This is a genomic window from Pseudomonas sp. Pme6b (genome assembly GCF_058129925.1).
Genome location: NZ_CM176704.1, coordinates 4,640,257 through 4,652,980, shown reverse-complemented (window position 1 = coordinate 4,652,980; position 12,724 = coordinate 4,640,257). Strand labels below are relative to the sequence as shown.

At 58.7% G+C, this 12,724-nt stretch carries 8 protein-coding genes and 1 pseudogene; 7 read left to right on the top strand and 2 right to left on the bottom strand.

Translation table 11 applies throughout. The features are described 5' to 3' along the window. The first annotated feature begins 9 nt into the window (after window positions 1–9). The 3 genes from thrC to AC4ANE_RS21075 all read left to right on the top strand — a co-directional run bounded on the left by thrC (window position 10) and on the right by AC4ANE_RS21075 (window position 6,560). Window positions 10–1,419, top strand: coding sequence for a threonine synthase (gene thrC, locus AC4ANE_RS21085; protein ID WP_002552528.1), 1,410 nt, complete (start codon window positions 10–12; stop codon window positions 1,417–1,419). A 182-nt stretch (window positions 1,420–1,601) separates the two neighbouring features. Continuing rightward, window positions 1,602–5,159, top strand: coding sequence for an ATP-binding protein (locus AC4ANE_RS21080; protein ID WP_161938534.1), 3,558 nt, complete (start codon window positions 1,602–1,604; stop codon window positions 5,157–5,159). A 123-nt stretch (window positions 5,160–5,282) separates the two neighbouring features. Further along, complete coding sequence (locus AC4ANE_RS21075) at window positions 5,283–6,560, top strand: EAL domain-containing response regulator (RefSeq protein WP_460408505.1); 1,278 nt, start codon at window positions 5,283–5,285, stop codon at window positions 6,558–6,560. Here AC4ANE_RS21075 and AC4ANE_RS21070 read toward each other — a convergent pair. Next, a complete protein-coding gene (locus AC4ANE_RS21070; RefSeq protein WP_002552531.1) occupies window positions 6,533–7,195 on the bottom strand; it encodes a response regulator in 663 nt (220 codons plus the stop codon). The two genes, AC4ANE_RS21075 and AC4ANE_RS21070, sit on opposite strands and share 28 nt — an antisense overlap. A 287-nt stretch (window positions 7,196–7,482) precedes the next feature. On the opposite strand from AC4ANE_RS21070, the gene AC4ANE_RS21065 reads away from it, so the two are divergent. Continuing rightward, entirely contained in the window at window positions 7,483–7,779 is a 297-nt protein-coding gene (locus AC4ANE_RS21065; protein ID WP_002554776.1) for a DUF3509 domain-containing protein, read from the top strand. Between the two features lie 182 nt (window positions 7,780–7,961). On the opposite strand, the pseudogene AC4ANE_RS21060 reads toward AC4ANE_RS21065, so the two are convergent. Next, window positions 7,962–8,800, bottom strand: a pseudogene (locus AC4ANE_RS21060) (TIGR02285 family protein). A 333-nt stretch (window positions 8,801–9,133) separates the two neighbouring features. Between AC4ANE_RS21060 and AC4ANE_RS21055 the strand changes: the two are divergent. From AC4ANE_RS21055 to AC4ANE_RS21045, 3 genes are all read left to right on the top strand, one after another. Next, complete coding sequence (locus AC4ANE_RS21055) at window positions 9,134–9,676, top strand: YaeQ family protein (RefSeq protein WP_002554774.1); 543 nt, start codon at window positions 9,134–9,136, stop codon at window positions 9,674–9,676. A 62-nt stretch (window positions 9,677–9,738) separates the two neighbouring features. Beyond that, window positions 9,739–11,454: a single-stranded-DNA-specific exonuclease RecJ gene (recJ, locus tag AC4ANE_RS21050; RefSeq protein WP_002554773.1), complete on the top strand. Its 1,716-nt coding sequence runs from the start codon at window positions 9,739–9,741 to the stop codon at window positions 11,452–11,454. A gap of 113 nt (window positions 11,455–11,567) precedes the next feature. After that, window positions 11,568–12,674 carry an NADH:flavin oxidoreductase/NADH oxidase gene (locus AC4ANE_RS21045; RefSeq protein ID WP_002554772.1) on the top strand — a complete coding sequence of 369 codons (1,107 nt, stop codon included), beginning with the start codon at window positions 11,568–11,570 and terminating at the stop codon, window positions 12,672–12,674. Window positions 12,675–12,724 lie beyond the last annotated feature (50 nt).

The window sequence follows — 12,724 nt, the reverse complement described above, 5'->3', positions numbered from 1 at the left end:
TTTGATCCCATGCGCTATATCAGTACTCGCGGCCAGGCGCCGGCCCTGAACTTCGAAGATGTGCTGTTGACTGGTCTGGCCAGCGACGGCGGTCTGTATGTGCCGGAAAACCTGCCACGCTTCACTCAGGAAGAGATCGCCTCCTGGGCCGGTCTGCCGTATCACGAACTTGCCTTTCGGGTGATGCGCCCATTTGTGGCTGGCAGCATCCCGGATGCCGATTTCAAGAAGATTCTTGAAGAGACCTACGGTGTCTTCGCCCACAGTGCTGTGGCACCGTTGCGTCAGTTGAATGGCAACGAGTGGGTACTTGAGCTGTTCCACGGTCCTACCCTGGCGTTCAAGGACTTCGCGCTGCAATTGCTCGGTCGCTTGCTGGACTACGTGCTGGCCAAGCGTGGCGAGCGTGTGGTGATCATCGGCGCTACCTCGGGTGACACCGGCTCTGCAGCCATCGAAGGCTGCCGTCGCTGTGACAACGTCGACATCTTCATTCTGCACCCGAACAATCGGGTATCGGATGTCCAGCGCCGGCAGATGACCACCATCTTTGGCGACAACATCCACAATATTGCAGTAGAAGGCAACTTCGACGACTGCCAGGAAATGGTCAAGGCCAGCTTCGCCGATCAGGGCTTCCTGAAGGGCACGCGTCTGGTCGCCGTCAACTCGATCAACTGGGCGCGAATCATGGCCCAGATCGTCTACTACTTCCATGCATCGCTGCAGTTGGGCGGTCCCGCGCGCTCGGTATCGTTCTCGGTTCCGACCGGCAACTTCGGCGATATCTTTGCCGGTTACCTGGCACGCAACATGGGGCTGCCGGTCAATCAACTGATCGTCGCCACCAACCGCAACGACATTCTGCACCGTTTCATGAGCGGCAATCAGTACGTCAAGGAAACCCTGCACGCTACGTTGTCGCCTTCCATGGACATCATGGTGTCGTCGAACTTCGAACGCCTGTTGTTCGATATGCACGGTCGCAACGGTTCTGCCATTGCCGAGTTGATGAGCACGTTCAGGCAGGGCGGCGGTTTCAGTGTCGAAGAAGAGCGCTGGACCGAAACCCGCAAACTGTTCGATTCGCTGGCAGTCAGCGACGAGGACACCTGCACGACCATTGCTGAAGTGTTTGCCAGCACCGGCGAACTGCTTGATCCGCATACCGCTATCGGGGTGAAGGCTGCTCGCGAATGCCGTCGCAGCCTGGACACGCCGATGGTGATTCTGGGTACGGCGCATCCGGTCAAGTTTCCGGAGGCAGTGGAGAAGGCCGGTGTAGGAAAAGCGCTTGAGCTACCTGCACATTTGTCTGATTTGTTCGAGCGTGACGAGCGCTGCACTGTGCTGCCAAATGACCTGAAAGCCATACAGGCATTTGTCAGCCAGCATGGCAATCGCGGCAAACCGCTCTGACAGAAGCGTCGTGTAACAACTTAAGGCCCGCCACTTGGCGGGCCTTTCTGTTTCTACGTGCCAAACTTCGCTGGTTTTCGAACCATAGAGTTGGGTCATTTGTAGTGAAGCAGGCAAGCATGCAAAGCGTAGTCAGGGAGGCAGACAGCACATTGAGAGGCCGCGCGTGGCGCATGGCATGCATGTTGTTGGCGCTGGTTTTTGTCGGGCCAGCCGATGCGGCGCAAAGCTTGCCGTTTACCCTGACAGCCCCTTTCGTGGCTTCAGCGGATCTGGCCCTGGCAGATCAGGATCGTGCCTGGCTCGATCAACGCAAGGTACTTCGGGTCGGCATTGCGATTGCCGACTACGAGCCGATTGATATCACCAGTGACCGCAACCGTTATCAGGGCATCAGTGCCGACTATCTGGGGTTGGTCAGCGACCAGTTGAACATTCCGGTGCAGGTGACCGGGTTTGCCAGGCGTGACGAGGCCATCGAGGCATTGCACGACGGCAAGATAGACCTGCTGACCAGCGCCAATGGCTTTGAGCGGGGCGTGAAAGGGCTGTCGTTCTCAACCGAATACATGCCTGACCGATCTGTTGTCGTTGGTCGTGGCAACGATCTGAGCCCGCCGCCAAGCCTGGCCGGCAAGAAGGTTGTGCTGCTTGATGGCTATGCCGACTCGGACGTCGCTCACCGCGTTTATCCTGACAGCGAGCTGATTATCGCGCCTAACCTCTACAGTGCTCTGGAGGCCCTGAGCCAAGGCGAGGTCGACGCTTTTATCGGCAACGAAGTCATTGTCCGGGCCTACACCGCCCTGCGTCCTTATCTCGGATTGCAGATCAAGTTCGAAAGCCGGTTGCCTCCGGTAGGGTTTTCTTTTGCAGTGCGTGACGATGAGCAGCGCTTGCTGACCTTCATCAATCGTGCGCTGGACAGTATTGAACCGTCGATCGGTCGTGAAGTGCTCGGCCGCTGGACGATGGGGCTGGGCGCTGACGTGGAGGGACAACGCATTCGCCTTACCGGTGCCGAGCGGCGCTGGCTGCTCAAGCATCCGAGCGTGACCATCGCCACCACACAGCATCCGCCGTACATCTACAAAGACAAGAATGGCCAATGGGTGGGGCTGAACGCAGATGTGCTGTCCCGTATCTCACGCATGACCGGGTTGCAGTTTGTCCATCAGGAAGTGCCTTCCACGCAGCAGAGCATTGAAATGCTGCGTGCCGGTCTTGCCGAGATGAACACCTCGCTTGCAGAAAATGCCGAGCGTCGGCGGTTTCTGGACTTTACCTATTCCTTCGGAGGCAACAGCTGGATGTTCGTGGTGCGCTCCGAGCGCTCATCCCGAGTATCGCTCGACAGTCTGGCCGGTAAAGTGCTGGCACTGCCTGCCCGGCATGCGCTCGAGGACCTGATCAGGCGCGAGCACCCCTTGATCCAGCTGCGTCTGTTGGACACCTACGACCAGGCCCGCGCCCTGGTGGAAAGCGGTGTTGCCGACGCGACCATTCAGAATGAAGTAGGTGCCTACCTGTTCCCGGCCGGGCAACTGAAGGTCGCCCGCAGTGTCGATGGCCAATGGTCACCCGACAGGTTTTCGGTGATCAAGACCCAGCCCGAACTGCTGGGCATTCTGAATAAGGCGCTGGAAGAGTTCCCGGTGGCCGAGTTGCGCTCGATCCGCTTGAAGTGGCTGGGCTCGGCACTGCCTCAGCCTTCGCTCTGGGGGCGGATACCGCAGTGGGTATTCTGGGTACTGGCCCTGGCCTTACTGACCGGGCTGGTGTCACTGGTCTGGAGCAGTCGCCTCAAGGTACAGATTCGCCAGCGCCTCAAGGCTGAAAGGCAGCTCAATGACCAGCTGGCCTTCAAACACGCCTTGTTCGATGGTATCCCCAATCCGATTTATGTTCGCGATCTCAAGGGACGACTGATTTCCTGCAACCGTAGCTACGAGCAGAGCCTTGGCATCAGTTTCGAGCAGATGAATGGTCGACGCCTTACGGATGTCAATCTGATACCGCGTGCATTGGCTGAGCAGATGCATACCGACTACCTCAACTTGCTGGAAAATCACCAGCCAGTCTTTTCCGACCGCACCATCGAACTGTCCGGAAAACGCATGGACGTCTGGCAATGGACGGTCCCTTTCTTCGCTGCCGACGGACAGCTGCAGGGGTTGCTGGGCGGCTGGGTCGATATCACCGAGCGCAAGCGGCTTGAGCAGCAGCTCCAGGAAGCAATGCGTCTGGCCGCTCAGGCCAACGAGGCGAAGAGTGTCTTTCTGGCCAGCATGAGTCATGAAATTCGTACCCCAATGGGTGCAATCATCGGTTTGCTGGAGCTGGAATGCGCACACGCTTTACGCAAGGGGCATACACCGTCGCAAGGCTTGCAGGTCGCCCATCGCTCGGCTACGGAGCTGGTGGCACTGATTGGCGAAAGTCTTGATTTGGCCAGAATCGAAGCGGGCGGCATGCAGTTGTCATTGACAGTCACATCCTTGCAGGCTCTTTTCGAGGGCGTAATCGAGCTTTTTTCAGCGCAGGCCCGGGAAAAGGACCTGGAACTGCGGCTGGAATTCTCCGAACAGGCTCAGGGCGATTACTGGCTTGACCCGCTGAGGCTGCGTCAGGTGCTGCATAACGTCTTGGGCAACGCCTTGAAATTCACCCGGCAAGGGTCGGTCGTCTTGAGGGTGGCGGCGCTGGATGACTCATCGCGTGTACGCATCGGTATCCAGGACAGTGGCGAAGGTATCGAGCCAGAGCGTCAACAGCAGATATTCCAGCCCTTTACTCAGGCCAGCGATGACACTGCCGCACATTACGGTGGGAGTGGGCTGGGACTGAGCATCACTCGGCAGTTGGTGCAGTTGATGAAGGGCGATATCAGCCTGCACAGCTCGCCGGGCGAGGGTACGCTGGTCAACATCGATTTGCCGCTGGTCAGGGTGAGCGAGCCGGTTTTGCCCTCCTGCGATGTCCCGGATGCACCTGTGGATACGCGCAGCCTTCGCTTGTTGGTGGTCGATGACATGTCGGCCAATCGGCTGGTGTTGACCCGCCAGCTGGAGTTTCTTGGTCATCAGGTGGTGGCTGTCGAAGATGGCAAGGCTGCGCTGTCGAGGTGGTGCGAAGAGCCGTTCGATGCGGTCATCACCGACTGCAACATGCCGGGTATCAGCGGTTATGCATTGACCGAAGCCATTCGACAGATCGAAGAGAAAGAGCAGCGCCGGCGCTGCCCGGTCATTGGCTGTACCGCTAACGCAATGAGCGACGAGGCTGCACGGTGTGAGCAGGCGGGGATGGACGGTCTGCTGATCAAACCGCTTTCCCTGGCGCGTCTGGCCCAGGAGCTGGCGGATCGGGTACGTGAGCCGACGTTCGACATCAGCACGCTGCAAAACATGACCCGGGCCAACCCGGAACAGATGCAACGGTTGTTGGGCGAGTTGTGGAAGAATCTCAGGCATGAACACGCCTTGCTGGAGCCTGCGGTGCTGGCAAATGACTGGAACACCTTGAGCGCTTGCCTGCATCGGCTCAAGGGCGCGGCGAGTCTGGTTGACGCAGTGCCGTTGGCCAAGGCGTGCGCGGCGCTCGATGAAAGTGTGCGGCTTGAGTGTGTGGCCAGTGTGCCTGAGCGCTGGTTGGCGCTGGAGGCTGCGATGACCGGCCTGCGCGCTGATATCGAGTTGCAATTGGTGGCAGTGCCCGACATTGCACCGGCTTGCGATTGATGCTTGCTGAAAAAAACGTTAATCGCTACCGGGTTTAGGACATGTCCTATGGGGCATGCGTGCGGGAGGAGCTACAGTAAGTGTTCCCCTGAGCCGCTGGCTCTGACTCCCGTAGGCGTGACCGTGCACTCACTCAAGGTTCTGATTCTCGAAGACCATCCTTTCCAGCTGATGGCTCTGCACCAGATGCTCAACGCCAATCAGGTGTTCGATGTGCTGGCTGCCGAGAGCGTTGAGGTTGCCAGGCTTTCCCTGCAAAGCCGTGGTCCTGTCGACATTGCTATCTGTGACTTGCAGATGGACGGCCCCGACGGCCTTGAGCTGATCCGCTTTATGGCCGAAAACGGGTTGGCGAGGGCTCTGATCATTGTCAGCAGTTCAGCTGCCTGCGTGCTGGAAGGTGTTGCGCAGCTGGCGCTCAGCCAAGGCTTGGAAGTGTTGGGGTATGTGCAAAAACCTGCTTCGGCCGCTGTACTCCATGACCTGCTTGAGGCGTACGGGCCAGGCCGTGCCGGGAGTGCACCACAGTCACCGGTAAAGCGTGCGTTCGGGGCACTGTCTGCCGTGGAGTTGTTTGATCCGAAAGACAATATGCCCATAGACGTTGCGTCTGTTGCCGAACAGTGGATTGCCTATTTTCAACCCAAGGTGAATCTGCAGGGCAAGTTGCTGGGTGTCGAGGCGCTGGTCCGCTGGCAGCACCCCACACATGGCTTGCTGGCTCCCGGACGATTCATGGACGCCATCGAAGCTGAGGAACTGACCGTTGCGTTGACCTGGCGTATGCTGGATCAGGCCCTGCAGTTCTCTGCACAGTTCATGCGCGAGCAGGGCGAAGTACTCTCGGTTGCGGTCAATATCGACCCGCAAGTGCTGCAACAGGCGGATTTCGCCGGGCAGATCATGCAGGCGCTCACCCGTCACAGCGTGCCGGCAACTGCGCTGACCCTGGAGATTCTCGAACAGGATGCCGCCCGCCCGGAAACCTGGCAGATGGAGGGCCTGTTGAGGTTATGCATGCAGGGCTGCAAATTGTCTATCGATGACTTTGGCATGGGCGCTTCGAACATCGACAGGCTCCTGCAGTTGCCCTTCAGCGAGTTGAAGATGCCGACCGAGTTTGTACGTGGCATGGCCGACGATGCGCGCAAGTCTGCAGTGGTGGCTGGAGCCATGCTCATGGCACAGCGGCTGTCCATGTCGGTAGTGGTGGAGGGGGTCGAAACGATTGACGACTTTCACAGCCTGCTGGCATTGGGCAACCCGGCCATTCAGGGTTATTTCATTGCGCGTCCGATGCCTTCATCAGAGTTGGTGCGCTGGGCCGCCGAGCGCGAGTCTCATCTGCAGGCCATGCTGACAGACGGCCGGCCTCAGGACATGCCGCTTTCCTGCAAATAAATGAACAGTGCCGCGTCGTTGGCCAGACCGAGCTTGCGCATGGCCGCGACTTTCTGTGCGCTGACAGTCTGTTTGCTGCGATTGAGCTGCGCAGCGATCTGGCCGACGGTATGACCGGCCGAGAGCAGGCGTAACACCTCCAGCTCCCTGGGCGACAATTTTTCTGCCGGCAACAGCGCGTCAGGGCCGTACTGACGCGCTTCTATCAGCACCCTGCGCACGGAATCGGCGACAAAAAACTCACCGCGCTGCACGCCCCTGATGGCAGCTGGCAGTTCTCCGGCAAGGCTGGCCTTGCTCAACAGGCCCCGCACGTTAAGGTCCAGCATGGACTGAAAAAGTCCGGCATTGCTCAGTGTTGTTACAACGATCACCGGCAATGCCGGAAAATCCCGGTGTATGCGCTGCAAAAGACGCAAGCCATCGTTCTGCAGTTCGACCGGCATCATGAAATCAGTCACCAGCACATCGCAGGGATGGCGCGCGAGTACCTGTAGCAGTTCATCCGGATTACAGGCTTCGGCGACAACGGTAGCCAGATCGTCCTGTTCCAGTACGACACGCAGGCCGATGAGAAAAATAGGGTGGTCATCAGCCACGATGACGCGCAACGGGCGATCAGTGGAATCGCTCAAGGTGTGGCTCCATCAAAAAGGCTGACTGGTATTACAGACGACAGCGTTGTTTAACGCAGTGATCAATAGCATAGGCACCTTGTAGGAGGCGTAGCGTAATTATGTTGAGTTTTCCTACAAGCCCACTTCCTGTCGCCATTGGCCTCCGGTTTTTTCCTTGTCACATTCAACAGGCATGCTCGAAATGACAGACCGGTGCTGTGATCAGGCGATAGAAAGAACTTTCTGCTGTCGCCGACGGTCATTGGTTAGCACCTTTGCATTCAAACTGTTGAGTGGTGATCCGGATGGAAAATATCAGCTTACTGCTAAGCGAAGCGCTGGCTCCTTATCAGGCCACTATTGGCCCGGCGGGTACTCGGGGCGAACGTCTGGTTACTCTTAAGGATAAAGCGGGCGTCTGTGTGATCGAGCGTACATTCGGCGCTGATCAACTGAGCGACAAGCGTCAGCTCACCGACGTGGTAGACGGCCTGCGCCGGGATTTGATGGTCGCCGAAGGTCGAATCGAACCCTGCGTCATTGCCGCGATGCGCAATGCTGCAATCAGCCGAACGTTTGTCGGCACTCCGTCTTTTGCTTAACAGTTGCTTAACAGTTATCTGACTCGCGTCAACGATGTCGGAACCTGACGCGCTCGTCGCACTCCTATCCATTACGTCAGGTTTGATCATTGTGCTCCGGTGATCGAAGGTTGGCGTACTGACCATCATGGTCATGTTTACCCCGGGCAGGTCCCCCTCTGCCCGGGGTTTCTTTTAGGTGGTCAGTTCTTCTCGAACAGCGCTTTGACGTCTTCCAGGTAGCTTGCCCGTTGCTCGGGGTCCAGCCACCGCGCGTAAAAGCCCATCAGGCTGCTTTCGCGCAACGTACGCATCTCGCGGTTGATCTGTGCGAGGCTTTTTTGCCTTCAGGTGAGTTGCTGCAACTGATATAGACGAATTGGTAGGCGGGGTTGCCCATGATCGGCAAGAAGGCCAGTTCATCCGGCCTGATACCTTGTTGCATGGCCTGATAGCGTGCTTCCGGCCAGAAACTGATAAAGGCTTGCAGGCGCCCCAGGCGTTCCATTTGCAGAAGGCTGCCGGTGGCATCGTTACCGTAATGGAGCACCAGCGCATCTTCGTTGACACCTTGCAGCGTATGGTCGATCAGTTCGCCATAGCTGCGTTCGGCGACTATGCCCAATTTGATCGCCCGGGTGGCCATAAGCGCCGCGAAGTCGATTTTTCCGTCCTCGACATACGGCTCGAACGTCGACATGTCTTCCTTGCGTACAATCAGGCCGCTGCTGAATATGGCGCCGATCGGTATGGAGAAGAGCAGGGTTCTGGCTCGCTCCTCAGTCCACAGCATCGTGGGATCACAACTCAGATACGTGGCGTCGTTAAGCATCTGCAGGCCCCTGGCACGATTGACGCGCATTAGCACGTGATCGTATTCGGGCATTCGCGCAGTTAACAAAGGCATGAGCTGATCAATAGCACCTTGCCCGCGCATGACTCCGGAAAAAATCGTCGAAGGTGGTATGTCGCGCATCAGCCAGGTCAATGTCTCCCTTGCCTGGCTGGCGCATGACAGGGCAGCCAGCGACAGGGCGAGCATCAATCGAGCCGCTGTGCAGTACGAGGCAGGAAGGGACATTCGCTGGTTTCATCCTCGAAAAAGATTCAGCAAACTGGAGTAGAGTGGCAGCTCTTTGAGTGGCGCTGCGCCTGTGGCGTCACATTCAAGTGCTTCGGCAGTCCCTTGCCGGGATCCAGGTACTCGGAGCAGATCGTCTATAAAGCCAATCTGTATCAGAATTTTGTTTCAGGCTATCGATTTTTGTATAGCCCGCAAGCAGTAGCAATTGCATCCCCTGCGCGAGCAAGTTCGTTCACAGGCCCGGCATCGGTTAGACTTGCCGTCTTACCTCCAGACTCTAGAAGCCCGTTCATGGCCCAGCCGTCCACGACCTACAAATTCGAACTCAACCTCACCGACCTCGATCGCGGAGTGTATGAGAGCGTCAAACAGACCATTGCCCGCCATCCTTCGGAAACTGAAGAACGCATGACCGTGCGCCTGCTGGCCTATGCCTTCTGGTACAACGAACAATTGTCGTTCGGTCGCGGCCTGTCTGATGTGGACGAACCCGCACTGTGGGAAAAAAGCCTGGATGATCGGGTTCTGCACTGGATTGAAGTCGGACAGCCGGATGCCGACCGCCTGACCTGGTGCTCGCGTCGCACCGAACGCACCAGCCTGCTTGCCTACGGCAGCTTGCGCGTTTGGGAAGGCAAGGTCATCCCGGCGATCAAGAACCTGAAAAACGTCAATATTGCCGCCGTCCCACAGGACGTGCTGGAAGTGCTGGCCAAGGATATGCCGCGGGTCATCAAGTGGGATGTGATGATCAGTGAAGGAACGGTGTTCGTCACCGACGACCGTGGCCAGCATGAAGTCCAGTTGCAATGGCTTGCGGGCGAACGCGGCTGACAGCCGCCGGTTCCGATCGAAAAAACATTCATCGACACTGCAAAGAGAATCAGCTGACCCGCATGCGCATCGAACCCCGTCTATTGCCTGATACCTTGCCGTTTCTCGGCGACCTGCCGCCCTTGCTCACTCGTCTTTATGCTGCAAGGGGCGTGGCCTGCGAGGCCGAGCTGGACAAAAGCCTGACGCGGTTGATCCCTTATCAGCAACTCAAGGGAATCGATGCTGCGGTAGATCTGCTGGTAACGGCGCTGCAGGAGGGTCAGCGTATGCTGATTGTCGGTGATTTCGATGCCGACGGTGCGACTGCCAGCACCGTGGGTGTTCTGGGGCTGCGCCTGCTGGGCGCGGCGCACGTCGATTATCTGGTGCCTAACCGTTTTGAGTACGGTTATGGCCTGACGCCGGAAATCGTCGAAGTGGCGTTGCAGCGCGAGCCTCAGCTATTGATCACCGTGGATAACGGCATTTCGAGCGTCGAGGGTGTGGCCGCTGCCAAGGCGGCAGGCTTGCAGGTACTGGTCACCGACCACCATTTGCCGGGTCACGAGCTTCCGGCGGCAGACGCCATCGTCAACCCCAACCAGCCAGGCTGTACCTTTCCCAGCAAATCGCTGGCCGGTGTCGGGGTTATTTTCTATGTGTTGATGGCCTTGCGTGCGCGTTTGCGGGACACCGGCTGGTTCGAGAGCAACCAGCGTGCCCAGCCCAACCTGGGTGAGCTTCTGGACCTGGTCGCGCTGGGCAGCGTGGCCGATGTCGTGCCGCTCGACGCCAACAACCGCATTCTGGTGCACCAAGGCCTGATGCGTATTCGTGCTGGCCGTGCCCGGCCCGGGCTGCGCGCGATTCTTGAGGTTGCACGGCGTGAGTCTTCGCGCATCACCTCTACTGATCTGGGGTTTATTATCGGGCCACGCCTGAACGCGGCGGGGCGCCTGGACGATATGAGCCTGGGCATTGAATGCCTGCTCTGCGACGACCCGACACTGGCGCGAGAAATGGCCGTGCAACTGGACGAATTGAACCAGGATCGCAAATCCATTGAGCAGGGCATGCAGCGTGAAGCGCTCGCGCAGCTCAAGGACCTGCCGCTGGAGTCCATGCCGTTCGGCCTGTGCCTGTTCGATGCCGAATGGCATCAGGGTGTCATCGGTATCCTGGCCTCGCGCCTCAAGGAGCGCTACCACCGACCTACCATCGCGTTCGCCAGTGCCGCGGAGGGCGTGCTCAAAGGCTCGGCTCGCTCGGTGCCGGGGTTTCACATTCGCGATGCGCTGGACGCTGTGGCGGCCAGTCATCCGCATCTGATCAGCAAGTTCGGCGGCCACGCCATGGCGGCAGGTCTCTCGCTGCCTGAAGAGAATTTCCCGGCGTTTGCCGAAGCGTTCGACCTGGAAGTGCGTCGTCAGCTCGACGAGCAGGACTTGACCGGACGTCTGCTGTCTGACGGTTCGCTGGCCGTCGAGGAATTCCATCTGGAACTGGCCCGCGCACTGCGCAACGCCGGTCCCTGGGGACAGCACTTCCCCGAGCCCTTGTTCCACGGCATATTCCAGCTTGTCGAACAGCGGGTGGTGGGCGAGCGTCACTTGAAGATGGTGCTCAAGACCGAGTGCGGCAGCGTCAAGCTCGATGGCATTGCGTTCGGCGTCGACCGCGACATCTGGCCCAACCCCAACATTCGCTGGGTCGAACTGGCCTACAAACTGGACCTCAACGAGTTTCGTGGCAACGAAACCGTGCAGTTGATGGTGGTGCACATCGCGCCACGCTGACAATCAGCAGGAACCCCTCTCGCTACCGGGTTGTCGACAACAGACTGTCTGCAAAACCTGTTCATTGAATGAACGGGGCCTGGACACCTGATTTTTCATTACGAGAGGTTGCCATGAGCCTGCTGCTTGAACCCTACACCCTGCGCCAATTGACCCTTCGCAACCGTATCGCAGTCTCGCCGATGTGCCAGTATTCCAGTGTCGACGGCCTGGCCAACGACTGGCATCTGGTTCATCTGGGAAGCCGAGCAGTTGGCGGCGCCGGCCTGGTCATCACTGAAGCGATGGCTGTGACGCCGGACGGCCGCATAACCCCCGAAGACCTGGGGCTTTGGAATGATGAACAGATCGAGCCGCTGCAACGCATTACCCGCTTTATCAATGCTCAGGGTGCGGTGGCTGGCATCCAGCTGGCGCACGCCGGTCGCAAGGCCAGCACCTGGCGCCCGTGGCTTGGCAAGCACGGCAGCATTTCCCTCAATGAAGGCGGCTGGACTCCGGTCGGGCCTTCGGCAATTGCTTTTGATCCGCAGCACACGGCGCCTGTGCAACTGAGCGAAACGCAGATTCAGGAACTGATCAAGGCGTTTGTCGATTCCGCACGGCGCGCCCTGACCGCAGGCTTCAAGGTGGTAGAAATTCACGCGGCCCACGGTTATCTGCTGCACCAGTTCCTGTCGCCATTGAGCAACCAGCGCACTGACCAATACGGTGGTTCATTCGAGAACCGCATTCGCCTGACGCTGCAAGTCACCCAAGCGGTGCGCGCAGTGTGGCCTGAAGAGCTGCCGTTGTTCGTTCGCGTGTCCGCCACCGACTGGGTGGAAGACGGCTGGAACGCCGATGAAACGGTAGAGTTGGCGCGCCGTCTGAAGGCGCTGGGTACCGACCTGATCGATGTGTCGTCGGGCGGCACGTCAGCCAACGCAGAAATTCCGGTTGGCCCCGGCTACCAGACGCGTTTTGCCGAACGGGTTCGCAAAGAGTCCGAAATCGCTACAGGGACGGTAGGCATGATTACTGATCCGGCCCAGGCAGAGCATATTCTGCGTACCGGGCAGGCCGATATCATCCTGCTTGCGCGTGAGTTGCTGCGTGATCCGTACTGGCCGCTGCGTGCCGATGAAGACCTGGGCGGGCGTCTGGCGACCTGGCCCGCACAGTACCAACGCGCCACACATCGGGATCAGCCGATTCATGAGTCTGATCTGCGGGATTGATGCCCGTTCGGTTTACGAAAGGAAGCAGCCAATAAGTGAGCGCCGCAGGG

What these genes read in the sequence shown, in the direction of transcription:
- recJ (WP_002554773.1), top strand. Translation starts at nt 9,739, where the DNA reads ATGCGCATCGAACCCCGTCTATTGCCTGATACCTTGCCGTTTCTCGGC.
- thrC (WP_002552528.1), top strand. Translation starts at nt 10, where the DNA reads ATGCGCTATATCAGTACTCGCGGCCAGGCGCCGGCCCTGAACTTCGAA.
- AC4ANE_RS21055 (WP_002554774.1), top strand. Translation starts at nt 9,134, where the DNA reads ATGGCCCAGCCGTCCACGACCTACAAATTCGAACTCAACCTCACCGAC.
- AC4ANE_RS21080 (WP_161938534.1), top strand. Translation starts at nt 1,602, where the DNA reads ATGTTGTTGGCGCTGGTTTTTGTCGGGCCAGCCGATGCGGCGCAAAGC.
- AC4ANE_RS21065 (WP_002554776.1), top strand. Translation starts at nt 7,483, where the DNA reads ATGGAAAATATCAGCTTACTGCTAAGCGAAGCGCTGGCTCCTTATCAG.
- AC4ANE_RS21045 (WP_002554772.1), top strand. Translation starts at nt 11,568, where the DNA reads ATGAGCCTGCTGCTTGAACCCTACACCCTGCGCCAATTGACCCTTCGC.